18 protein-coding genes are annotated in these 22919 nt (G+C 63.2%); 7 read left to right on the top strand and 11 right to left on the bottom strand.

Features of this window, described 5'->3' with window-relative positions; genetic code table 11:
* Window positions 1-33: 33 nt before the first annotated feature.
* Window positions 34-1344 (top strand): MFS transporter, encoded by a 1311-nt coding sequence (locus tag AC4LFW_RS04975; RefSeq protein ID WP_491818102.1) that lies wholly within the window; start codon window positions 34-36, stop codon window positions 1342-1344.
* 92 nt (window positions 1345-1436) lie between these two features.
* On the opposite strand, the gene arfB is transcribed toward AC4LFW_RS04975, so the two are convergent.
* Entirely contained in the window at window positions 1437-1850 is a 414-nt protein-coding gene (gene arfB, locus AC4LFW_RS04970) for an alternative ribosome rescue aminoacyl-tRNA hydrolase ArfB (protein ID WP_491818101.1), read from the bottom strand.
* A gap of 135 nt (window positions 1851-1985) precedes the next feature.
* Here arfB and AC4LFW_RS04965 point away from each other — a divergent pair, with 135 nt between their 5' ends.
* Window positions 1986-3023, top strand: coding sequence for a metal-dependent hydrolase (locus AC4LFW_RS04965; RefSeq protein ID WP_491818100.1), 1038 nt, complete (start codon window positions 1986-1988; stop codon window positions 3021-3023).
* Here the strand turns inward: AC4LFW_RS04965 and AC4LFW_RS04960 are convergent, their stop codons facing one another.
* The 7 genes from AC4LFW_RS04960 to AC4LFW_RS04930 all read right to left on the bottom strand — a co-directional run bounded on the left by AC4LFW_RS04960 (window position 3024) and on the right by AC4LFW_RS04930 (window position 11149).
* Entirely contained in the window at window positions 3024-4340 is a 1317-nt protein-coding gene (locus tag AC4LFW_RS04960) for an APC family permease (RefSeq protein ID WP_491818099.1), read from the bottom strand.
* Window positions 4341-4666: 326 nt separating this feature from the next.
* On the bottom strand, window positions 4667-6616 hold the full coding sequence (locus AC4LFW_RS04955; protein WP_491818098.1) for a HAMP domain-containing methyl-accepting chemotaxis protein: 1950 nt from the start codon (window positions 6614-6616) through the stop codon (window positions 4667-4669).
* A 161-nt stretch (window positions 6617-6777) separates the two neighbouring features.
* Window positions 6778-8559: an ABC transporter ATP-binding protein gene (locus tag AC4LFW_RS04950; protein WP_491818097.1), complete on the bottom strand. Its 1782-nt coding sequence runs from the start codon at window positions 8557-8559 to the stop codon at window positions 6778-6780.
* Complete coding sequence (locus AC4LFW_RS04945; RefSeq protein WP_491818096.1) at window positions 8552-9181, bottom strand: DsbA family protein; 630 nt, start codon at window positions 9179-9181, stop codon at window positions 8552-8554. The genes AC4LFW_RS04950 and AC4LFW_RS04945 overlap by 8 nt, the downstream gene beginning before the upstream one ends.
* Before the next feature lie 57 nt (window positions 9182-9238).
* A complete protein-coding gene (gene trhO / locus AC4LFW_RS04940; RefSeq protein ID WP_491818095.1) occupies window positions 9239-10174 on the bottom strand; it encodes an oxygen-dependent tRNA uridine(34) hydroxylase TrhO in 936 nt (311 codons plus the stop codon).
* Window positions 10175-10317: 143 nt separating this feature from the next.
* Entirely contained in the window at window positions 10318-10626 is a 309-nt protein-coding gene (locus tag AC4LFW_RS04935; RefSeq protein WP_491818094.1) for a BolA family protein, read from the bottom strand.
* A 13-nt stretch (window positions 10627-10639) separates the two neighbouring features.
* Window positions 10640-11149 carry a DUF2059 domain-containing protein gene (locus tag AC4LFW_RS04930; protein ID WP_491818093.1) on the bottom strand — a complete coding sequence of 170 codons (510 nt, stop codon included), beginning with the start codon at window positions 11147-11149 and terminating at the stop codon, window positions 10640-10642.
* A 148-nt stretch (window positions 11150-11297) separates the two neighbouring features.
* Between AC4LFW_RS04930 and AC4LFW_RS04925 the strand changes: the two genes are divergently transcribed.
* Window positions 11298-12689: a class II fumarate hydratase gene (locus tag AC4LFW_RS04925; RefSeq protein WP_491818092.1), complete on the top strand. Its 1392-nt coding sequence runs from the start codon at window positions 11298-11300 to the stop codon at window positions 12687-12689.
* Window positions 12690-12775: 86 nt separating this feature from the next.
* Here AC4LFW_RS04925 and AC4LFW_RS04920 read toward each other — a convergent pair whose 3' ends face one another.
* Both AC4LFW_RS04920 and pap read right to left on the bottom strand, forming a co-directional pair.
* Complete coding sequence (locus AC4LFW_RS04920; RefSeq protein ID WP_491818091.1) at window positions 12776-13960, bottom strand: thiolase family protein; 1185 nt, start codon at window positions 13958-13960, stop codon at window positions 12776-12778.
* A 168-nt stretch (window positions 13961-14128) separates the two neighbouring features.
* Window positions 14129-15616: a polyphosphate:AMP phosphotransferase gene (gene pap, locus AC4LFW_RS04915; protein ID WP_491818090.1), complete on the bottom strand. Its 1488-nt coding sequence runs from the start codon at window positions 15614-15616 to the stop codon at window positions 14129-14131.
* 154 nt (window positions 15617-15770) lie between these two features.
* Here pap and mnmC point away from each other — a divergent pair, with 154 nt between their 5' ends.
* Window positions 15771-17741 (top strand): bifunctional tRNA (5-methylaminomethyl-2-thiouridine)(34)-methyltransferase MnmC2/FAD-dependent 5-carboxymethylaminomethyl-2-thiouridine(34) oxidoreductase MnmC1, encoded by a 1971-nt coding sequence (gene mnmC, locus AC4LFW_RS04910; RefSeq protein WP_491818089.1) that lies wholly within the window; start codon window positions 15771-15773, stop codon window positions 17739-17741.
* Between the two features lie 69 nt (window positions 17742-17810).
* Here the strand turns inward: mnmC and AC4LFW_RS04905 are convergent, their stop codons facing one another.
* A complete protein-coding gene (locus tag AC4LFW_RS04905) occupies window positions 17811-18044 on the bottom strand; it encodes a DUF1127 domain-containing protein (protein WP_491818088.1) in 234 nt (77 codons plus the stop codon).
* Between the two features lie 95 nt (window positions 18045-18139).
* Here AC4LFW_RS04905 and AC4LFW_RS04900 point away from each other — a divergent pair, with 95 nt between their 5' ends.
* The 3 genes from AC4LFW_RS04900 (at window position 18140) to ngg (ending at window position 22827) form a co-directional block, all read left to right on the top strand.
* Window positions 18140-18994, top strand: coding sequence for a LysR substrate-binding domain-containing protein (locus AC4LFW_RS04900; protein WP_491818087.1), 855 nt, complete (start codon window positions 18140-18142; stop codon window positions 18992-18994).
* 237 nt (window positions 18995-19231) lie between these two features.
* A complete protein-coding gene (locus AC4LFW_RS04895; protein ID WP_491818086.1) occupies window positions 19232-21004 on the top strand; it encodes an N-acetylglutaminylglutamine amidotransferase in 1773 nt (590 codons plus the stop codon).
* 80 nt (window positions 21005-21084) lie between these two features.
* The gene (gene ngg, locus AC4LFW_RS04890; RefSeq protein WP_491818085.1) at window positions 21085-22827 is read left to right on the top strand and encodes an N-acetylglutaminylglutamine synthetase; all 1743 of its coding nucleotides are present in this window, start codon (window positions 21085-21087) and stop codon (window positions 22825-22827) included.
* The last annotated feature ends 92 nt before the right edge of the window (window positions 22828-22919 follow it).

Genomic DNA, 22919 nt, shown 5'->3' with positions numbered 1-22919 from the left:
CATCACCGTCATACTTGCCTAGGGTTGTTTGCCATGACGTCGTTACTAGCCCCCATCAGCTCGCTGCTGGGCGGAGTTGCCTTACTACTGCTCGGCCACGGCCTGCTGAACACCCTGCTGACGCTGCGAGGCGTCGCCGAGGGTTACTCGACAGGCCTGATCGGCCTGCTCATGTCCGGCTATTTCGCCGGTTTTCTGGTGGGTACCTGGCTCGCGCCTTCGCTGATCAGGCGCATCGGCCATATCCGCACCTTCGCCTTCTACGCTGCACTGGCGGCCGTGGCAGCGCTGCTGCACGTGATCATTGTCAACCCCTGGGTCTGGCTGGTGCTGCGGGTCATGTACGGCGTGGCCATGGTCACGCTGTACATGGTGATCGAGAGCTGGCTCAACGCTCAGGTCAGCGGCGAGAAGCGCGGCCAGGTGTTTGCCCTATACATGGCAGTCAACCTCGGGGCGCTGGCCGCAGCTCAGCAATTGCTGAGCCTGGACAGCCCGATGAGCTTCACCCTGTTCGCGTTGGCGGCCATCCTGATCTGCGCCGCGCTGATGCCGATCACCCTCACCCGCCAGGCTCAGCCGGCACAGCCGGACATGCCGGCCACGGACCTTCTGCAACTGGCGCGCATCGCTCCGCTGCCGTTGATGGCTGCGGGTGTCTCCGGTCTGACCTTGGGCGGATTCTGGGGTCTGGCGCCGGTGTATGCGTCCCAGAGCGGCTTCGACGCCGCCGGTGTAGGCCTGCTGATGAGCGTGACGATTCTTGGCGGCGCCGTGCTGCAATGGCCCATCGGGCTGTTTTCCGACACCCATGACCGCCGCCTGGTGCTGCTCTGGGTGGTGGCCATCGGCGCCGTGCTTGGCGGGCTGATCACGCCGCTGACATCCGGCCCGCTGCTGCTGGGCATGATGTTTCTCTGGGGCGGCCTGGCATTCTCCATCTACTCGATTGCGGTGGCCCAGATGGTCGATCAGCTGCACCCGGACGAGATCCTGTCCGGCTCGAGCGGCCTGCTGCTGGCCAACGGTTTCGGTGCGGCCTTCGGTCCGGTGGTGGCGGGTGGCCTGATGAGCTTTTTCGGCCCCAAGGCGCTGCCGGTATTCTTTGCCGTCACCCTGGCATTTCTGGCGATCTACTCATGGTTCCGCGCGCGCCGGGTATTCGACCTGGTCACCGAGCCCCATGGTCATTTCACCCCAATGCTACGCACCAGTCATACGGTGCTCGAACTGATGCCGGATACGCCCGAAGGCGAAGTCGCCGAGGCGGACATCCTCGACGAAGGCCAGCAGCCTCGGCATGACGAGGAAGATCTCGTCGAGCCGCGCACCGGCACGCATTGAGCGGGCTTGGTGCCCTGCCCAGGCCCTGGGCAGGCGCGGGCTCGAGAAGGTCTCAGTGGTTCATGACCGGGTAGCGACACCCCTGGCTGACTCTAGAAATCCACCTTGCCGCGACCGGCCTTGATCGCGCCGCGCTTGGTCTTGCCTTCCAGGCGGCGTTTCTTGGAGCCCAATGTGGGGCGCGTCGGTCGGCGCGCCTTTTCCACCTTGGATACACCACGGATCATCTCTGCCAGGCGCTCCAGGGCGTCGGCACGGTTCTGCTCCTGGGTGCGATACTGCTGCGCCTTGATGACGATCACGCCGTCTCCGGTGATGCGGCTGTCGCGCAGCGCCAGCAACCGTTCCTTGTAGAACGGCGGCAATGATGAGGCATTGATGTCGAAGCGCAGGTGCAGCGCACTGGATACCTTGTTGACGTTCTGGCCGCCGGCACCCTGGGCGCGAATGGCGGTCAGTTCGATTTCGCTGTCAGGCAGCTGCACGCTGTTGGATATGTCGAGCATCGGTCCTTCGTGAATCGAAAATAGACGGGTTTGTCCACCAGCCGGGACGGGTGGACACGTTTTTATATGATTTCGAACCGCTACAGCCAGGCGGGTTCAGCTACTGTAGCCCTCTCGCAGCATATGGAATCCCGCATGGACTCGATTACCCAGGCCCTGCTCGGCGCCACGGTTCAGGCCTCTCTGCTCGGTCGCTGGCAAGGCCGCAAGGCGTTGCTGTATGGCGCGATGCTGGGCACCCTGCCTGACCTCGACGTGGTTATCGATTATGGCGACGCGGTCGCGGACATGACCTACCACCGCGGCTTCAGCCACTCGCTGTTTGTCCTCAGCCTGCTGGCCGTTGCGCTGACCTGGCTGGCGCGACGGATACGACCCGACCCGAACTACACAGGCAGACGCCTGTTCCTGACGATATGGCTGGTGCTGGCGACCCATGTGCTGCTCGACGCATTCACCAGCTATGGCACCCAGTTGTTCTGGCCGCTGGCAACGCCACCGGTGGCATGGTCCAGCGTATTCATCATCGATCCGGTGTACAGCGTCCCCTTGCTTCTGGCTGTGCTGGTCGCGGCAATATCCGGTTTGAAGGGGAGCCCTCGCGGCCCGGTCGTGGCGTTGGCCGTGACGTCGCTGTACCTGGGTTTCACCGTCATGGGCAAGCAGATGGCCGAGCAGCGTGTGGAAGCGGTCATGGACCGGCAAGGCGTTCAGCCAAGCCGGGTGTTCAGCACGCCGACACCGTTCAACAGCCTCTTGTGGCGGGTCATCGTCGTCGAAGGTGACAGCTATTACGAGTCGCTGGTGAGCTGGTTCGATCGCAGCCCGCCGGAACTGGTCCCCCTGCCCCGTGGTGAAGGGCTCGCAGGAGCGCTCAGCGGGTCGCCGCAACATCAGCGCTTGCAATGGTTTACCGACGGCGTGCTGCGTTACGACGAAGTCGAGGGCAAACTGCTGGTCACTGATCTGCGCCTTGGCATGACCGGTTTTCATCCCTTCCGCTTCGCCCTGGCCGAACGTGAAGGGGATGACTGGAGGTTGATCCCCTACGTCGAACGACTTCCGGCGGAGCGCGGCGGCCTGGATCGGCTGGAACAGATCTGGCAGCGCATCTGGTATCAGCAGCCCGCGCTGCCGCTGGCCGAGTGGGCAGCCGAACTCGACCGGGGCTGACTACCGGCCACGCCCCTTGCGCCAGTGGCCAACTCCGTAGAGTACGGCCCCGAGCGCCATCAGAAGCCCTGCACGCAGCCAGGTGCCCGCGCCTTGCTGGGACAGGAGCACCAGGCAGGACAGGATCGCCAGGACGGGAAGGATGGTCGGGGTGCGAAAATGCGGCTCGGCGATCTTGTCCTTGCGCAATACCAGCACCGCCACGTTGGTGCTCATGAACACGAACAGCAGCAACAGCACCACGGTTTCGGCGAGTGCCGTCAGCGTACCGGTCACGGTGAGAATCATCGCCAGCAAGGTCGTGAGAACGATTGCCAGCCAGGGGGTTCGCCGTTCTGGCAATACCCGGGTCAGCACCGACGGCAGCAACCCCTCATCGGCCATTCCATACGCCAGGCGGCTGGACATGATCATGGTGAGCAGCGCCCCATTGGCAACCGCCACCAGGGCCACGGCTGCGAACAGCCAGTCCGGCACGGCATAGCCCGTCGCCCGTACCACATCCAGCAAGGGGGCCGACGAGCCAGCCAGCGTGGCAGGTGAAAGCACGGCCGTCGCGGCGACACCAACGCCCATGTAGACCAGCCCGGCCACCAACAGGGCACCGAACAGCGCACGCGGGTAGTTGCGCCGCACGTCCTTCACCTCTTCTGCCACATTGGCCGACACCTCGAAACCAACGAAGGAGTAAAACGCGATCAGCGCAGCCCCCAGCACGGCGATTGCCGGTGATACGCCGGGAGCGAATTCCAGCACTCTGGATGGTTCTCCCTGCCCGCTCATGAGGAAGCGTGCAGCCAGGATCACGACGAACAGGAGACCCGACACCTCGATGACCGTCATCACCGCGTTGGCACCGAGCGACTCCCTGATGCCTCGCGCATTGAGCAACGCGACGATGGTCAGGAAGGCTAATGCGGTCGGCACCGCCGGGGTATCGAGAAAGGCGCCCAGATAGTCACCGGCGAACGCCAGTGACAGCCCTGCGGCACTGGTCACGCCGGCCGCCAGCATGCAGAAGCCGACCAGGAACGACAGCAGCGGCTTGCCAAACGCGCGCTCGGCGAATACCGCCGCACCGCCCGCCTTCGGGTACTTGGTCACCAGCTCGGCGTAGGAAGCGGCCGTCAGCATGGCAAACCCCAGCGCGACCAGCAGCGGCACCCAGACCGCGCCGCCCGCCTCACCGGCGATCTTGCCCACCAGGGCGTAGACCCCCGCACCCAGCACATCGCCGAGGATGAACAGAAACAGCGCCGGGCCGGTAATCGCCTGCTTCAGCCGGGACCCACCCGAATCAGATCCGATGTTTTTCATGGCTGGGTCGCTTCCGGGACGAGGTTTGGATTCGCGCGCTGCAGGCCGTTCAATCAGGCATCTCCGATGGGTGCGACAGGAGCCGCGTTCCTCTACTAGATAGCCGGAGGCTCGAGGGAGTTCAGCGTTATGCACGACAAAGCCCCGGCAATGCAGACTGTGTGAGAACTATTGCGCTCGGTCAGGCAGCGTTAAAAACAGGCTCGGAATGCTCATTTACGGCACGTAAACTTCGCTTCTTCGCCTGTTTTTGCTTGCCTGACCGTCGCTCGCTACGTTCTTACACCGTCTGATCAGCCGGGGCTTTGATGCTGCAGCGCAGCGGATCAGGTGCGGAAACGCGCCACCAGACCCTGCAGCTCGACGCCCAGGCGCGCCAGCTCGGCACTGGCCGCAGCGGTTTGTTCACTGCCGCTGGCACTCTGTTCGCCGATGTCGCGTACGCGCGTCACGCTTTCGGAGATGTTTTCGGCCACCGCACTCTGCTGCTCGGCCGCCGCGGCGATCTGCTGGTTCATCTGTTCGATGGTCGATACCGATTCGGTGATGCGGCTCAGGGCCGTACCCGCTTCACCGGCCAGGTCAACCGTGCGCTGGGTGAGATCGCGGCTGGTTTGCATCTGCTCAACGGCTTTATGCGCAACACGCTGCAGGTTGCCGATCAGGCCTTCGATCTCCTCGGTGGAGTCGTGGGTGCGGCGTGCAAGGGCGCGCACTTCGTCTGCCACCACGGCAAACCCTCGCCCCTGTTCGCCGGCACGCGCCGCTTCGATCGCTGCGTTGAGTGCAAGCAGGTTGGTCTGCTCGGCGACCGCCCGGATCACTTCCAGGACGCTGCCAATGCGACCGCTCTCGGTATTCAGTTCTTCGATGGCATGAGCGGAATGCTCGACCTCTCCGGACAGGCTGCCGATCTGACCGATAGCCTCCTGAACGACCCGGTCACCCTGCCGGGCCTGCTGATCAGCCTGGCGTGCCGCCAGTGACGCCTGCTCGGCGTTCTGCGCGACTTCCTGCACGGTAGCGGCCATCTCATGCATCGCCGCAGCAACCTGCTCGGTCTCGACACGCTGCTTCTGCACCCCAGCGCTGGTTTGCGCGGTCACGGAAGACAGCTGCTCGGCAGCGGTTGCGATCTGGCCGACGCCGCCGCCAATCCGGCCGATGAGCGTGCGCAGGCTCTGCGTCATGTCATACATCGCCTGCTGCAACTGCCCCAGCTCATCACGACGGTTAACCGCCTGCGACTGGGTGAGATCGCCATCGGCCACACGCTGCGCCAACTGAACGGTGTAGCGCAGCGGCAGGACGATCATGCGTGAGATGGCCGTGGCGGCAGCCAGACCAATCACGACCGCGAGTATGCTGATGACTCCGAGTAGCAGGTAGGCGCTGCGACGCTGATCCTGCATGGCTTCGGTGGCGCCAGCCAGTGCCTGGTCGGCTGCATCGAGAATGCGCTGAGCCTGGGCCACCATGGCCCGCTCGAGCGCAACGCGCTCGGCACGGCTGTTGCGAAACTCGTCGAACGCCTGCTTATAGCTGGCCAGCGCCGCGAGGGCGCCGTCCATGGTGCCTTTCTGCTCGTCGTTGAGCCAGGTCTTGAGGCTGGTGCCAATGGTGGTCACGTCTTCATAGGATTCGTTCCAGCTGTCCACGGCGGTCTGGGCGCTGTTGCCGATAAACACATTCTCGAAGGTGCGCAAGTCGAGGATGCGCTTGGTCAGACCAGAGGCGGCTTCGGCGATGGTCAGCGGGTCGCTACCCTTGAGGTGGTCCCCCTCCAGACGCAACACACGCACCGCGTCATACATGTCCAGTTCGATGTACTCGAACTCCTCGCGGCTCTTCTGCGCTGCATCGGTCATGCGTTCACGCAGCTCCGCGCCCCGGCTGATCAGCTGTTGGTAGCTATCGAATTGTCCGGCATAGACAGCCGCATCACCGCGGACCTGCTGCAGGATCTGTTGCTCTTCTTCAGAAGAGTTTTCGGCAAGTTCATCGAGCTCCTGATTGAGCTTGGCGAGGGTACTGCGCAAGGCGGTGGCTGAGGCCTCATTGCGGGTAAGCGCATAGTCGCGCTCCTCGCCCCGGGCCGCGAGGATTGCGGCGTTGATATGCGACAGCTGATTCATCTGGGAGGAGCGGGACAGGATCGAATCCACGGCATAGAAGCCAGTCCCGGCAACGCCCATTGTCAGCAAGAGCACCATGGCGAAGCCAAGCAGCAACTTCTTGCCCACGGAAAGGTTGGCGAATAGATCGACGGACTGCATCAGAGGGATCCCTAAGAAAGATGTGCACCTAATCAAGTCGGCAGGTCGCGACTAAAGTTGAATGCGATTTCAGACCAATTTGATCAGGCTTTGATAGCACAGAGCCATTTCTCGATGCTTGTCATGGGACTGGACGCACCGGCTAGCGCCCAAGCCCATCCTCAATGCTGCTGAAGATGCCCGTAAAGCTTGGCGTAGAGCCCGCCGTCGGCGATCAGCTGCTGATGATCGCCCTGCTCGGCGATGCGTCCACCGTCGAATACGAGAACGCGATCAGCCTGCTTAACCGCCGACAGACGGTGCGCAATGATCAGCGTGGTACGCCCTTGCAGAAAGCGATTGAGCCCCTGGTGCAGGGCATATTCGGTGGCCGCGTCCAGCGCCGAGGTCGCCTCGTCGAGGATGACCACCTTGGGCTCGGCCAGGACCATGCGGGCGACTGCCAGCCGTTGCCGCTGTCCGCCGGACAAACGCACACCGGAACGCCCTACGATGCTGTCCAGCCCGGCCGGAAGCTGGCGGATCGTATCGGCCAGCTGGGCGATTTCCAGCGCACGCCAGCACGCCTGGTCGTCCCGCTCGCGGCCCATCAGCAGGTTGGCGCGTACCGTGTCGTTGAACAGTGCGGGATGTTGCAGGACCACGGCGACGTTGTCGCGAACCGTGGGCAGTCCGATGTCCTGCACCTCCACCCCGGCGAAGCGGATATGTCCGGCCTGCGGCTGATAGAGGCCCAGCAGCAACTGCACCAGGGTGCTCTTGCCGCCGCCGCTGGCGCCGACGATGGCGACCTTTTCTCCCGCAGAGATGGAAAGGTCCAGACCTTCCAGCACCGGCTCATCCTGATAGGAAAAGCACAGCCCCTGAACCTCGATGTCCACGGTATCGCGCCCCGCGAACGGGTCCTGGCCGCCGACGTATTGAGGCTCATCGGCACGCGCCAGCAGCTGGTTGATGCGGCTCAGCGCACCGCCCGCCGCGTAGAAGGCGTACTGCAGATTGAGCAGCTGCTCCACCGGGCCGATCATGAACCACAGGTAGCTGAACACCGCGAGCATCTGTCCGATGGACAGGTCGGAAAACAGCACCGTGAGCATGGCCGCGGCGCGGAAGATGTCGATACCGAACTGGAACAGCAGTCCACTGGCGCGGTTGGAGGCGTCCGTCTTCCACTGCGAAGCCACGGCGTAATCGCGGACTTCGCGGGCTCTCAGACCAAGGCGGCCGAGGAAGAAACCCTGGCGGTTGCCGGCGCGGACTTCCTGGATCGCGTCCAGCGTTTCGGTGAGTGCCTGGGTGAACAGCGAGGTACTGTCGTTCTCCAGTTTCTTCAGGTGTTTGACGCGCTTGCCCAGCTGCACCGTGGCGTAGATCACCAGCGGATTGAACAAGAGGATCAACAGCGCCAGCTGCCAATGCATCCAGAGCAGGATCGCCGCCGTACCGGCAATGGACAGCAAGGCGACCAGCAAACGGCTGAGGGTCTCGCCGATGAATTTGTCGATGGTCTCCAGATCGGTGACCAGGTGCGCGGCGACGGTCCCACCGCCCAGGCTTTCATACTCGCTCAACGCAATGCGCTTGAGCCGCTCGATCAGGCGCACACGGATGCGATAGACCAGATCCTTGGACAACCGGGCGAACAGACGCGCCTGCAGAACGTTGAACATCAGAGCCGATGCACGCAGCAACAGGGTTACGCAGAGCATCAGACCGATATATCCGATTGCCGTCTGCCAGTCGGATGGCAACAGCCTGTCCATGATCTGCAGCGCCGTGTCGCCCTGCTTCAGCAGCACCTCGTCGACCAGCAACGGCAACAACAAGGGGATCGGCACGCTGCACAGCGTGGCCAGCACCGCGACCAGATTGGCCAGTATCAGCGCTTTGCGATGGTGCAGCGCGAGGCGGCGGATCTCAGCCCAGCTGAGCTGATCAGGCATTGATGTTGTGGTCCAGCCAGCGCCCCAGCAACGGCGACAGCGCATCGAGCGGCTGAAAGCCGTTGGTCACCAATGCCAGCTGACCTTCGTGCTCGGCGAGCAAGGTAGGGAAACCGGCGACGCCTAGATTGCGCGCCCACTCGAAATCCGCAACGGTGGCGTCGCGCGCCGCCTGGGAATCGAAGCGGTCGGCGAACTCGATGCGTGGTATGCCTGCCGTCTCGGCCAGCTCGACAAGTTCCGGCGGCAGCGTGACGTTGCGCCCTTCGACGTAGAAGGCCCGCTGGATGAGCCCAGCGAGTCGCCATGCGGCTTGCTGGTCGAGATCACGTGCCGCAACCAGCGCACGGCAGGCCGGCTCGGTGTCGTAAACCAGCCCTTCCGGCAGACCTGCCTCGAAGTTGAAGGGTTGGCCACTCGCCTCATGTACCGCATGCCAGTAGGAAGCGGTGCGGTCACGAGCGGCCTGGTCCATCGCGGTACGTTCCTGACGCAAGCCGCCGACCACGAGATCGGTACCGACGCCACCTGCCTGCGCCTGCTCGATCAGTGCCTGCACGACCGGCGCAAAGCCCCAGCACCATGAGCACATCGGGTCCATCACATAGATCAGTCGGCTCATCGGGGGTCCGGTTTTATCAGATGAAACGCGTTTGGCGCGCCTTATGGCTGTTCACGGCTACAAGCCTGCCTTGCGATAGTTGTAGCCGATGGGGTGTGGCTGGTTGCGCTTGAGCGCCAGTTCGATCTGCTTTTGCCGCTCACGCGCGCTGTGACGCGTCTTTTCACTGAGGTTATCCCAGCAGTGCGGGCAGCTGATGCCTGGAGCGTAGTGCTCCGATTGGCGGTCCTCCAGCGAGATCGGCGTGCGACACGCGTGGCATTGGTCGAAGTCGCCCTCGGTGAGGTCATGGCGGACGGTCACCCGGTTGTCGAAGACGAAGCAGTCGCCGCGCCAGCGGGTTTCTTCCTGCGGTACCTCTTCGAGGTATTTAAGGATGCCGCCCTTGAGGTGATACACCTCCTCGAAGCCCTCGCCGAGCATATAGCTGGAGGCCTTCTCGCAGCGAATGCCACCGGTGCAGAACATCGCGACCTTCTTGTGCTTGGCCGGGTCGTAGTGCGCCTTGATGTAATCGGGAAATTCGCGGAAGGATTTGGTCTTCGGGTCCACGGCGCCTTCGAAGGTGCCGATGGCCACTTCGTAGTCGTTGCGGGTGTCGATCAACAGCACTTCCGGATCTTCGATCAGGGCGTTCCAGTCCTTTGGATCGACATAGGTGCCGACGCGCTGGTTGGGATCGACGCCTGGCACACCGAGGGTGACGATTTCCTTCTTCAGCTTGACCTTGGTGCGATAGAACGGCTGCTCGTCGCAGTAGGACTCCTTGTGATCGATATCGGCCAGGCGCGCATCGGTACCAAACCAGGCGAGCAAGGCATCGATCCCTTCGCGGCTGCCGGACACCGTGCCATTGATGCCTTCTTCGGCGAGCAGCAGCGTGCCCTTGATACCGTTGACAGTCATGGTTTCAAGCAGGGGTTCACGCAACGCCATGTAGTCCGGCAGGGAGACGAACTTGTACAGCGCCGCGACGACGATTTTCTGGGTCATGCAATCAGGTCCTGCAGTTGTCGCCCACGTAAAGGGCGGACCGGGTAGGGAAAAATGGGCGCGGAGTTTAGCAAAAACGTCGCTGGGGGGCTGGAAGCTGGAAGCTGGAAGAGAAAGCAGCAGTCCTCAGCCGACTTCAGGCTTCAAGCTTCAGACTTGCTTCCTCCCCTACAGGTCGGCGAGTCCGGTGCGCTGCCCTGCTCCGCCCATTCTTCCGGCGTGTAGGTGTGCAAGGCCAGAGCGTGAATCTGCTGCATCAGGTCGCCCATGGCGGCGTAGGCCCGCTGATGGCGCTTGACCGCGTTCAAGCCAGCGAAGTGCTCGCTGACGATCACCGCCTTGTAGTGGGTTTCCTGACCACGGCTGTGCATGTGGCTTTCGTCCAGCACCTGCAGATGCTGAGGTTGCAGCGCGCTTTGCAGCGCCTGTTCGATGGATTCGAGTTTGGACATCCGGGCGGCTCCGTCAGGGCTTTTTCTGGGTATCGAGTTCGGCAGTCATTTCGGCCAACAGCTTGTTGACCCTCGGCACGGCGCTTTCCAGCTTGGCCTGGGTAACCTGCGCCGAGCGGGCATTCAGCTCCGGCAGCTTGGTGAGCATCTTTTTGCCCAGCGCCGACTCATAGAAGTCGTTCAGCTGGCTGAGCTCCTGCTCGGTAAAGGTCTCGGTGTAGAGGGTGATCAGGTCCGGTTTGACCTGTTCCCAGCCGATCGCCTTGTCCAGCTCGGCATCGGCCTTCGACTGGTAGCGTTCCAGCAGTGCGCGCTTGCTGGCTGGAGCCTGGGTCTGCTCGAAGCGCTGGGCAAACATCTGCTGCACCTGAGCGTAGACCGGCACGGCGAGCCGATCAGCATTGACCAGTTCCAGGAATCGCTCAGCCTGGGCCTTGTGGCCAGCAGCGTCCGCGCTGGCCTGGCCACTGAGCAGCGCCATGGACAGGACGCTACAAAGGCCGAATGTTCGAAGAATGTGCATCGGAGGATCCTTGCCGGGTGATAGTTGAGCACCAATGGACACATTCTGCGCGCAAGGTTCCCATCGCTCAAGGAACAGGCGGCCAGCGGATTGAACCAGTGCCGGCAGCCGACGACCAAACAGGGATACCTCATCAATGGAGCACGGCATGACACGCACCGAAACCGACAGCCTGGGCCCAGTGGAAGTACCGGAACAGGCCTACTGGGGCGCACAGACTCAGCGCTCCCTCATCAACTTCGCTATTGGCGAGCAACGCATGCCACTTGCAGTCTGCCATGCGCTGGCACTGATCAAGAAAGCCGCCGCAAGGGTCAACGACCGCATTGGTGACTTGCCCCCGGACATTGCCCGCCTGATCGAACAGGCCGCCGACGAAATCCTGCATGGCCAGCATGATGACCAGTTTCCACTGGTGGTCTGGCAGACCGGCAGCGGCACGCAGAGCAACATGAACGTCAACGAAGTGATCGCTGGCCGCGCCAATGAGCTGGCCGGTGGGGCACGTGGCGGCAAGAGCCCGGTACATCCCAATGACCATGTGAACCGAGCGCAGAGCTCCAACGACTGCTTCCCGACCGCCATGCATATCGCCATTGCGCGTGCGATCCATGACGACCTGCTGCCCGCGATCGCCGAGCTGTCTGGCGGCATCGCCGAACAGGCGGCGCGGCACGGTAAGCTGGTCAAGACCGGACGCACTCATATGATGGATGCCACCCCGGTAACCTTTGGCCAGGAGCTTTCTGCATTCGTGGCGCAGCTGGACATTGCCGAACAATCGATTCGCCGTGCCTTGCCTGCGGTCTACGAGCTGGCCCAGGGCGGGACTGCTGTTGGGACGGGCCTCAATGCTCCACACGGTTTCGCCGAGGCAATAGCGGCTGAACTGGCGGCGCTGTCCGGCCTCCCGTTCGTCTCGGCGCCGAACAAGTTTGCCGCACTCTCGGGCCATGAGCCGCTGGTGGCGCTGTCCGGCTCTCTAAAGACGCTGGCCACGGCGCTGATGAAGATCGCCAACGACCTGCGCCTGCTGGGCTCGGGCCCGCGGGGCGGCCTGGCCGAGGTGCGTTTGCCGGCCAACGAGCCGGGCAGCTCGATCATGCCGGGCAAGGTCAACCCGACGCAGTGCGAGGCGCTGTCCATGCTTGCCTGTCAGGTGATGGGCAATGACGTGACCGTCGGCTTCGCCGCCAGCCAGGGGCACCTGCAGCTCAACGTGTTCAAGCCCGTTATCGTGCACAACATGCTCGAATCCATTCGTTTGCTGGCCGACGGTTGCCGCAACTTCAATACCCACTGCATCGTCGGCCTCGAGCCGGACGCCGGGCGCATGGCCGAGCATTTGGAGCGCGGGCTGATGCTGGTGACCGCACTCAATCCGCACATCGGTTACGACAAGGCTGCGGAGATTGCCAAGAAGGCCTATGGCGAAGGTACGACCCTGCGCGAAGCGGCGTTGGCGCTGGGCTATCTGACCGACGAGGAGTTCGATCAGTGGGTGCGGCCTGAGACCATGCTGGAATCCAGCCGCAGCTGATCGAGGCTTGCGATTCAAGCAAGAAAAACCCGCGCCGAGGCGCGGGTTCATTTTTGCTATCGGTCAATGCAGATCAGCTTCCAGGCCTAGCGAACCGCTTCGAACAGCCCCGACGCGCCCATGCCGCCGCCCACGCACATGGTCACGACGCCGTAACGCAGGTTGCGACGCTGCAGTTCACGAACCAGATGGCCGGCGGTCCGCGAGCCAGTCATGCCGAACGGGTGACCAATCGAAATAGAGCCACCATTGACGTTGAACTTCTCGTTGTCGATGCCCAGCGTGTCGCGGCAATACAGGCACTGCGACGCGAACGCTTCGTTGAGCTCCCAGAGATCGATATCGCTGATCTGCAGACCACGGGCTTGCAACAGGCGCGGCACCGAGAATACAGGCCCGATGCCCATTTCTTCCGGCTCACAGCCAGCCACGGTAAATCCGCGAAAGAACGCACGCGGCTTGAGGCCGAGTTCGAGCGCCTTGTCCAGGCTCATCACCAGGGTCATCGAGGCGCCGTCGGACAGCTGCGAGGCATTGCCAGCGGTCACCGAACCATCATCGGCAAATACCGGCTTGAGGCCCGACAGGCTTTCCAGCGTGGTATCCGGGCGGTTGCAATCGTCACGGTCGACCACGCCTTCATGCTCGGTGCGCTCACCGGTGTTCTTGTCCTCGGTGAAGTAGCGGACGTTCATCGGCACGATCTCGTCCTGAAACAAGCCTTCAGCCTGGGCCCGCGCGGTGCGCTGCTGACTCTGCAGGGAATAGATGTCCTGCTGCTCGCGCGTCACGTTGTAGCGGCGCGCAACCATTTCGGCGGTCTGGCCCATGCTGTGATACAGGCCCGGTACGCGCTCCTGGAGGATCGGGTTGTACAGGTTTTCGGTGTTCTTGCTCTTGGCCGTCATGGTGATGGATTCGACTCCGCCGGCAACGATGATGTCGCTGCAGCCGGAGGCAATCTGGTTGGCCGCGATGGCGATCGATTGCAGGCCGGAGGAGCAGAAGCGATTGAGGGTCATACCCGCGCATTGGATGCCCAGGTTCGACAGCACCGCCACGTTGCGGCCGATGTTGTAGCCCTGCGCGCCCTCGTTGGAGCCGGCGCCCACGATGCAGTCTTCCACCAGTTTCGGGTCCAGGTCGTTGCGCGACAGCAGCGCGTTGACGCAATGAGCCGCCATGTCATCGGGCCGGGTCATGTTGAATTTGCCACGGAAGGACTTGGCCAGACCGGTCCGAACGCTGTCGACGATCACTACATCACGCATGGCATACCTCGAATGGTTGGACAGGCCCCGACTCGCTGAAGCGGCCTGTTTTGCTGGACGATGACCCGAGCATAGTTCCAGCCCTTTGCGAAAGGCGACGACCATTCAGCAGGGATATGTCCAGCCATCGCCCCGCCCCGGCGACTACCGGGTGAGCCTCGGCACGCCTCATTTTTCGGCGATGGCGGTCTCCAGTGCCTCGTTGAGCGTGCGCAGCACCTTTACCCGGGCGAAGCGCTTGTCGTTGGCCTCCACCAGTGTCCAGGGCGCGATTTCGGTGCTGGTACGGTCGACCATGTCGGCGACGGCATGCCCGTAGTCGTCCCACTTGTCACGGTTGCGCCAGTCTTCTTCGGTAATCTTGAAGCGCTTGTGCGGGGTGTTCTCCCGCTCCTGAAACCGCTCGAGCTGAGTCTGCTTGTCGATCGACAGCCAAAACTTGACGATCACCACGCCCGCATCCACCAGCTGTTCCTCGAAATCATTGATCTCGGTATAGGCGCGCAGCCACTCGTCGGGCGAGGCAAAGCCCTCGACCCGCTCGACCAGTACGCGGCCATACCAGGATCTGTCGAAAATGGTGAACTGACCGCGCGCCGGCACGTTGCGCCAGAAGCGCCAGAGCCAGGGCTGGGCCAGCTCGTCCTCGCTGGGCGCGGCAATCTGCACGATGCGATACAACCGGGGATCAAGCGCGTCGGTGACGCGTCGAATCGCACTGCCCTTGCCTGCTGCGTCATGTCCTTCGAAAAGCGCCAGCACGCCGCGCTTGCGCAGGCGGGGATCGCGCAGCAGCTGTGACAGGCGCGCCTGTTCCTGCGCCAACTGCTCCTTGTAGTCGTCCTTGCTCAGCTTCTGTTCCAGATCCAGGCTGCCAAGCAGGCTGAGCTGGTCAAGGTTCAACTCCACCGGCGCGGTATGCGGCTGCGAGGGTTGCTGATCGGCGGCGTCCAGCGCCGCGTTGAGCCCTTCGAGCAGCAGCCGGCCGGCCGTAAGACTGCGGTAACGTTCGTCGTGCCCCTCGATCACGTACCAGGGCGCGAAGTCGCGGCTGCTGCGGCGCAGGATCAGTTCGCCGTGTCGCACGAACTTGTCGTAGGTCTTCGACTGTTGCCAGTCCAGCGGGCTGATCCGCCAGCTGTGCAGCGGATCATCCTTGAGCGATTCGAGGCGCTGGAGCATCCGCTCCTTGGAGAGGTGGAACCAGAACTTGAAGATCAGCATGCCTTCGGCACAGAGCATGCGCTCGAACCGCTGGGCGCGGTCGATGGCCAGTTCCAGGTCGGCTTTCTTGATGCGGCCATGGACACGGTCTTCCAGCATCTTGCTGTACCAGTTGCCGAAGAAGATCCCGGTCTGGCCTTTCGGTGGCAGGCGCCGCCAGTAGCGCCAGGCCGGCGGATGCGAGAGCTCTTCGTCGGTGGGCACATCGAAGCTGTCCACGCGAATCAGTCGCGGGTCCATCCATTCGTTGAGGAGCTTGATCGTCTCGCCCTTGCCGGCGCCCTCGATTCCGTTGATCAGGATCAGCACCGGGAACCGTGCCTGTTCCCGCAGGCGGTACTGCGCCTGCAACAGGGCTTCGCGCAGAGCGGGCACTTCTTTGTTGTAGGTTTCCTTGTCAATGGTGTGGCCGATTTCCGCGGACTCGAACATGAGCTACTCCAGAGTATGGCTTCGCATAACACTAGCAGGCTGAGTGGCCTTGGCGTGAGCTCTGGCCTGGCCACCCGTTGATGCGACAAAGCGCATCCACGGCAGGTTTCGCGCGGCTGCTAGAATCGCCGCCTTTCGCGCCAGGATGCCTATGATGTCCAGCCATTCAGCCAACGATTTTCAGCATGCCGAACTCGACTGGGACGCCAATGGCCAGCCGCAGTCCCGCCTGTACAACGACGTCTATTTCTCACGCATTTCGGGTATGGCGGAAACCAGGCACGTGTTTCTTCAGCCGAACGGCCTCGGGGAGCGTTTCGCCGCCCTTGAGACTGGCGAGCGCCTGGTCATCGGCGAGACGGGTTTCGGCACCGGGCTGAATTTTCTCTGTGCCTGGGCGCTGTTCGAGCGTTGTGCGAAGCCTGGCGCCAGGCTGCATTTCGTCAGCGTGGAAAAACACCCCCTTGCCCGTGCCGACCTGCAGCGCGCCCTTGCACTGTGGCCCGAACTGCAGCATCAGGCGCAGCAGTTGCTCGCGCAATACGTGGCGGTCAATCCCGGCTTCCAGCAGTTTCGCTTCGGCCGGATAGTGCTGACCCTGCTGGTGGGCGACGCCTTGGACTGCCTGGGCACGCTGGACGCCCGTGTCGACGCCTGGTTTCTCGACGGCTTCGCTCCAGCCAAGAACCCGGACATGTGGCAGCCTGCACTGTTCGAGCAGATGGCCCGCCTGTCCGGCCCGGGCACCACGCTGGCCACCTTCACCAGTGCCGGTACGGTGCGGCGCGCACTGCAGGCGGCAGGCTTCGAGGTGAAGCGCATCCCCGGTTTCGGTCAGAAGTGGGAAAGCCTGCGCGGCCGGTTCATCGGCTCCCCGGAGCAGGCGGGCAAGCCCTGGTTTGCCCGGCCAGCGTTCAAACCCGCGCAACGCAGGGCTCTGGTGATAGGTGCAGGCCTGGCCGGTTGCGCCAGCGCCGCAAGCCTGGCCGCGCGCGGCTGGCAGGTCACCTTGCTGGAGCGGCACTCGGCCATCGCCGAGGAAGGCTCCGGCAATCCCCAGGGTGTGCTCTATCTGAAGCTGTCGGCGCACGGTACGGCACTGTCGCAACTGGTGGTCAGCGGCTTCGGCTATACCCGTCGGTTATTGGCCAACCTGCAGCAGGGCCGGGACTGGGACGCCTGCGGTGTGCTGCAGATCGCCTTTGATGAGAAGGAGGCCGCACGTCAGGCCGAACTGGCCACGGCCTTCCCTGCCGATCTGCTCCATCCGGTTGATCGTGAACAGGCTCGGAGGCTGTCAGGAGTCGAGACGGGCCAGGGCGGCCTGTTCTACCCGAGCGCCGGCTGGGCGCACCCGCCGGCATTGTGCCGCTGGCTGATCGATCATCCGGATATCCGGCTGATTCACCACCAGCAGCCGGTTGAGCTGCGCCGCAGTGGCGAGTCCTGGCAGGCGCTGGATGCCGACCAGGTGCTGGCCGAGGCGCCAGTGGTAGTGCTCGCCGGGGCCGCCGAGGCTGGATGTTTCAGCCAGAGCGCCTGGCTGCCGCTCAAGCGCATCCGCGGGCAGATTACCGGCCTGCCGGAGACAGCAGAAAGCGCCGTGCTACAGACCGTGCTCTGCGCCAAGGGTTACGTTGCCCCAGCCCGTGAAGGGCAGCATACCCTTGGCGCCAGCTTCAACTTCGCCGAAGCCGACCCTGCACCGAGCGCAGCCGAGCACCGTTCCAATCTCGAAATGCTGAAGGAAATTTCCGCCGATCTTCATCACCGCTTGCACGCCGATACATGCGCCGTTGAGGACCTTCACGGGCGTGTCGCCTTCCGCTGTACCAGCCCCGATTACCTGCCGATCATAGGGCCCCTGGCCGACGCCGAAGCGTTCGCTGGTGCCTATGCCGTGCTGTCCAAAGATGCCCGGCAGGCTCCGGACACGCCCTGCCCCTGGCTGGATGGGCTGTACGTCAACACCGCTCACGGCTCGCGCGGCCTGATCACCACGCCATTGGCCGGCGAACTGCTGGCGGCCTGGCTTGATGGCGAGCCCCTGCCCTTGCCCCGCGCCATCGCCGAAGCCTGCCACCCGAACCGTTTCCTGCTGCGCAAGCTGATTCGGCGCACCTGACTTGCAGGCAGCTGCCGGGACGTTTGAGCAACGGCGAGGTTACTTCGCCGTTGCAATCCAGCGCACTTGTCAGCGGCGAGACGGCTCGTCCCAGAACGGGCGGGCGCTTTCCGCCTCAACATCGGCTCGGCTAAGCCCGATGTCCTTGAGCATTTCATCGCTCAGTGCAGCAAGCCGCTGGCGCTGACGATACAACGCATGCCAGCGGCAGATCTGCTGCCAGGAACCCAGCAACAGGCGTCCGAGCGAGAAATGGCCCGCTGTGCTCAGCGTACGCGGTAGAAACCCGGCATGGCTTTTCATCTGTGCACCCTCCCAGTGGATGGCGCCAGTTTCCAGCCGGGCTTATGATCAATCCAACGAATGTTTCTGATGGCAACCATCTCGGGGATTGATGAATGGCCAACTATCCCAGCATCGATGCCGAACTGCTGCGCAGCTTTGTCGCGATCGCTGATCACGGTGGTTTTACCCGCGCCGCCGAAGCGGTCAACCGCACACAATCGGCTATCAGCATGCAGATGAAGCGGCTCGAGGAGGACGTGCTGCAGCGCCCGGTTTTCGAGCGTGACGGTCGCCAGGTTCGGCTGACGCCCGAGGGCCAGATCCTGCTTGGTTATGCGCGCAGGATCCTCAAGCTGCACGGCGAGGTGCTTACCACGTTGCGCGAGCCGCACATGGTCGGCTCGGTGCGCATTGGCACGCCAGACGACTATGTGATGCGTTTTCTGCCCGGCATCCTGTCGCGTTTCGCTCAGGCCTATCCCCTGGTTCAGGTCGAGGTGCACTGCGAGCCGTCATACCAGCTATTGCACCGACGCGACCTGGACCTGACCATCGTCACTCGGGAGCCGGGCACGGAGATCGGCCAGCTGCTGCGTCGCGAACGGTTTGTCTGGGCCGAGGCGCCGGGCTTCAACACTCATGAGCAGCGCCCCATGCCGTTGGCGATGTTCAACACCGAGTGCTTCTGTCGGGCCTGGGCCTGCAACGCCCTGGACGGACTGGACATACCCTACCGGGTCGCCTACACGAGCCCCAGCCTATCGGCGCTGATGGCGGTGGTTGGCGCGGGCCTCGCCGTGACTGCGCAGTTCGAGAGCCTCGTCTCATCCGACATGCGCATTCTCGGCGAAGCAGAGGGCATGCCTGAACTGCCTCTGAGCAGCATCGTGCTGTTACGCAGCGAGCGTAACCAGTCGCAGGTCAGCGAAACCCTGGCCGAGCATATCGTCGAGGGTTTCCGCACCTGAGTGATGGATCACAGCGCCTGGGGTTCCCTCACTCGTGCAGGGTGCCGGCCCGCAACGGTAGTTTTTCGTATTGCCCGGAGGCAGCTGCGCGGCTGGCGAGCCATGCGCGACTGATCTGCAATGCCGCGCCGCGCCTTGCTGCAGATCGCTTGCAGCCGGTCACGCCCGTCAAGAAACCTGAACTTCACGGTCCGCGTGCCAGTCACACTTTCGAACGGATATACCGGTAAGGACCTTATGTGTGGCATAGCTGGCGAACTTCGCTTCGATAATCAACCGGCCGATCTGGCTGCCGTTGAACGCATCACCCAATCCCTGACCTCGCGTGGACCGGATGCCTGCGGCTTCAATAGCCACGGGCCTCTCGCACTGGGGCATCGGCGTCTGAAAATCATGGATCTGTGCGAGGCCTCTGGCCAGCCGATGATCGATTCGGCGCTCGGCCTTTCCATGGTGTTCAACGGCGCCATCTACAACTACCCGGAACTGCGTGCCGAACTCGAGGCACTGGGTTACAGCTTTTTCTCCGGCGGTGACACCGAGGTGTTGCTCAAGGGTTTTCACGCCTGGGGCGAAGCCCTGCTGCCCCGCCTGAACGGCATGTTCGCCTTCGCCATCTGGCAGCGCGACGGGCAGGAGCTTTTCATTGCGCGGGATCGCCTCGGCATCAAGCCGCTGTATCTGTCGCGCACCGGCGAGCGCCTGCGCTTTGCGTCGACCCTGCCGGCGTTGCTCAAGGGTGGCGACATTGCCGGTGTGCTGAATCCGGTGGCACTGAACCATTACATGAGCTTCCATGCCGTCGTGCCCGCACCGGACACGCTCATCGCAGGCATCGAAAAGCTGCCGCCAGGTACCTTCATGCGTGTCGATGCCAGCGGCAAGGCCAGCCAGCACCGCTGGTGGACGCTGGAGTTCGGCGCCTCGGAAGAGGAACAGCACTACAGCTTCGAAGACTGGCAAGAGCGCACCCTGACGACCCTGCGCGAGTCCGTTGCCCTGCGCCATCGCGCAGCAGTGGACGTTGGCGTGCTGCTGTCCGGCGGTGTCGACTCCAGTCTGCTGGTCGGCCTGCTTCGCGAAGCGGGTGCCGCTGATAATCTGCAAACCTTCTCCATCGGCTTTCAGGATGCAGGCGGCGAGCGCGGTGACGAGTTCAAGTATTCCGACCTGATTGCCCAGCATTACGGGACGCGCCATCACCAGCTGCGCATTCAGGAAAGGGAAATCCTCGAACAGCTGCCCGCCGCCTTCCGCGCCATGAGCGAGCCGATGGTCAGCCATGACTGCATCGCCTTCTATCTGCTCTCGCGTGAGGTGTCCAAACACTGCAAGGTGGTACAGAGCGGCCAGGGTGCAGACGAGCTGTTTGCCGGCTACCACTGGTATCCACAGGTGGACGGTGCAGAGGATCCGGTCGAGGCTTACCTGCAGGCCTTCCGCGACCGCAGCTTCGAAGAGTACGCCGACACGGTGCAGCAGCAGTGGGTCAAGGGCGACTTTTCCGGCGATTTCGTACGTCAGCATTTCGCCCAACCCGGCGCCGATGCGGCTGTCGACAAGGCCCTGCGAATCGACAGCACGGTGATGCTGGTAGACGACCCGGTCAAGCGTGTTGACAACATGACAATGGCCTGGGGCCTGGAGGCGCGGGTGCCGTTTCTCGATCACAACGTGGCGGAGCTTTCCGCGCGCATTCCAGCCAAGTACAAACTACCGGATGGCGGCAAGTACGTGCTCAAGGAAGCGGCGCGCAAGGTTATTCCGGCAGCAGTCATCGATCGTCCCAAGGGCTATTTCCCGGTGCCGGGGCTCAAGCATCTCGAGGGCGATACGCTGAACTGGGTGCGGAAGCTGCTCACGGACCCGAGCCAGGACCGCGGGCTGTACAACCCGGCGATGCTGGACAAGCTATTCAATGATCCCGAAGGGCAGCTGACACCGTTGCGTGGCTCCAAGCTGTGGCAACTGGCTGCGGTCAATCTATGGTTGAGCGAACAAGGCCTCTAAGAACCCGATCATGACGACGCGGCGAGCGAGCGCCGAGCCGTTACCGCCGTGAAGTCATGACAAGCTCCAAGGAATGCACCATGCAGAAGTCCCAAGCCTATGGACAGCGACTGTTGCGCGGCCAGACACCGACCTACGAGCGCTTGCAGCAACGGCTCGCCGAGGATGGCCAGGATGAACCCCAGGCGCCCGTGACGCTGCACTGTGGCTGGGGCCGCATCCTGATCGGCCATACGTATTCCGATCCGGAAAAGCTCGCCGCAGACCTGCTCCACGAGCAGGCTGGCGAACGCGACATCGCGCTTTATGTTGCCGCGCCACACCAGGTGCTTGCCTACGCGCCGCAGCAGTTGTTTCTCGACCCGTCCGACACGTCGCGCATCTGGTTTACCGACTACCGACCGGCACGGCGCAGCTTCCGCGGCTTCGGTATCCGAAGGGCCCAGAGCGAGGCGGACTGGAAGGCGATCAACTGCCTGTATCAATCCCGCCATATGTTGCCGGTAAACCCGGAGCTCTGTACCCCCAGGGATCAGGGCGGTCCTGTCTATTGGCTCGCCGAGGATGACGATTCCGGCCAGATCATTGGCAGCGTCATGGGCCTGGATCACCACAAGGCGTTCAACGATCCGGAAAACGGCTCGAGCCTCTGGTGCCTCGCGGTCGCCCCGAGCTGCACTCGCCCGGGCGTCGGCGAAGCCCTGGTGCGCCATCTGATCGAGCACTACATGGGACGTGGGCTGGCCTATCTGGATCTGTCGGTCCTGCATGACAACAAGCAGGCAAAGGCGCTCTACGCCAAGCTGGGCTTCCGCGACCTGCAGACCTTCACGGTCAAGCGCAAGAACACCTTCAACCAGCCGTTGTTTCTGGGCCCTGGCCCGGAAGCCGAGCTGAATCCCTACGCCCGGATCATCGTTGACGAAGCGCGCCGGCGCGGCATCGAGATCAGCATCGACGACACCGAGGCCGGCTTGTTCACCCTTACCCAGGGCGGTCGAAAGGTGCGCTGCCGTGAATCGCTGTCGGATCTCACGTCTGCCGTGAGCATGACGCTCTGCCAGGACAAGAGCCTGACCCACCGAACACTCGCCCGCGCCGGCCTGAAGCTGCCGGCCCAGCAGCTCGCTGGATCACCCGAAGACAACGCCGCGTTTCTCGAAGCGCACGGCAGCGTCGTGGTCAAGCCGCTCGATGGCGAGCAGGGCCACGGAGTCTCAGTCGACCTGCGCAACCCCGCAGACGTCGAAGAAGCGATTGGCCGAGCACGCCACTTCGATCAGCGTGTGCTGCTCGAAAGCTATCATCCCGGCCTCGATTTGCGCATCGTGGTGATCGGCTATGAGGTAGTCGCTGCGGCAATCCGCCGACCGGCTGAAGTCGTCGGCGACGGCAGCCACACCATTCGAGAGTTGATAGAAACCCAGAGTCGCCGCCGCCAGGCCGCCACCGGGGGCGAAAGCAAGATTCCAATGGATGAGGAAACCCAGCGGTGCCTGAGCGAAGCCGGCTTCGATTACGACAGCGTACTGCCACGTGGCGAGCATCTGACGGTTCGACGCACCGCCAATCTGCATACCGGCGGCACGCTCGATGATGTGACCGATCAACTGCACCCCGACCTGATCGACGCTGCCGTTCGTGCCGCCCGCGCGCTGGACATCCCGGTGGTCGGCCTCGACCTGCTGGTGCCCGCGGCAGATCAGCCCGAGTACGTCTTCATCGAGGCGAACGAGCGGGTCGGTCTTGCCAATCACCACCCGCAGCCCACGGCTGAGCGCTTCGTGGATCTGCTGTTTCCGTTGAGCCATGGGACCCGCTAGCGGGGCAGAGCGAATCCTTTGTTCGCGCTCCGGCACCTGTAGGTGTCGGCGCCCTGTCGCCACCTCGCTTGCGGCTGATCGCAGCTCAAACT

Source organism: Stutzerimonas sp. C6.4V, assembly GCF_058536345.1.
Note: the sequence above shows the minus strand (reverse complement) of the source record. Positions and strands in the feature narration are given on the sequence as shown.

Coding starts and splice junctions, on each gene's coding strand:
- AC4LFW_RS04975 (WP_491818102.1), top strand. CDS start 34: ATGACGTCGTTACTAGCCCCCATCAGCTCGCTGCTGGGCGGAGTTGCC.
- arfB (WP_491818101.1), bottom strand. CDS start 1,850: ATGCTCGACATATCCAACAGCGTGCAGCTGCCTGACAGCGAAATCGAA.
- AC4LFW_RS04965 (WP_491818100.1), top strand. CDS start 1,986: ATGGACTCGATTACCCAGGCCCTGCTCGGCGCCACGGTTCAGGCCTCT.
- AC4LFW_RS04960 (WP_491818099.1), bottom strand. CDS start 4,340: ATGAAAAACATCGGATCTGATTCGGGTGGGTCCCGGCTGAAGCAGGCG.
- AC4LFW_RS04955 (WP_491818098.1), bottom strand. CDS start 6,616: ATGCAGTCCGTCGATCTATTCGCCAACCTTTCCGTGGGCAAGAAGTTG.
- AC4LFW_RS04950 (WP_491818097.1), bottom strand. CDS start 8,559: ATGCCTGATCAGCTCAGCTGGGCTGAGATCCGCCGCCTCGCGCTGCAC.
- AC4LFW_RS04945 (WP_491818096.1), bottom strand. CDS start 9,181: ATGAGCCGACTGATCTATGTGATGGACCCGATGTGCTCATGGTGCTGG.
- trhO (WP_491818095.1), bottom strand. CDS start 10,174: ATGACCCAGAAAATCGTCGTCGCGGCGCTGTACAAGTTCGTCTCCCTG.
- AC4LFW_RS04935 (WP_491818094.1), bottom strand. CDS start 10,626: ATGTCCAAACTCGAATCCATCGAACAGGCGCTGCAAAGCGCGCTGCAA.
- AC4LFW_RS04930 (WP_491818093.1), bottom strand. CDS start 11,149: ATGCACATTCTTCGAACATTCGGCCTTTGTAGCGTCCTGTCCATGGCG.
- AC4LFW_RS04925 (WP_491818092.1), top strand. CDS start 11,298: ATGACACGCACCGAAACCGACAGCCTGGGCCCAGTGGAAGTACCGGAA.
- AC4LFW_RS04920 (WP_491818091.1), bottom strand. CDS start 13,960: ATGCGTGATGTAGTGATCGTCGACAGCGTTCGGACCGGTCTGGCCAAG.
- pap (WP_491818090.1), bottom strand. CDS start 15,616: ATGTTCGAGTCCGCGGAAATCGGCCACACCATTGACAAGGAAACCTAC.
- mnmC (WP_491818089.1), top strand. CDS start 15,771: ATGTCCAGCCATTCAGCCAACGATTTTCAGCATGCCGAACTCGACTGG.
- AC4LFW_RS04905 (WP_491818088.1), bottom strand. CDS start 18,044: ATGAAAAGCCATGCCGGGTTTCTACCGCGTACGCTGAGCACAGCGGGC.
- AC4LFW_RS04900 (WP_491818087.1), top strand. CDS start 18,140: ATGGCCAACTATCCCAGCATCGATGCCGAACTGCTGCGCAGCTTTGTC.
- AC4LFW_RS04895 (WP_491818086.1), top strand. CDS start 19,232: ATGTGTGGCATAGCTGGCGAACTTCGCTTCGATAATCAACCGGCCGAT.
- ngg (WP_491818085.1), top strand. CDS start 21,085: ATGCAGAAGTCCCAAGCCTATGGACAGCGACTGTTGCGCGGCCAGACA.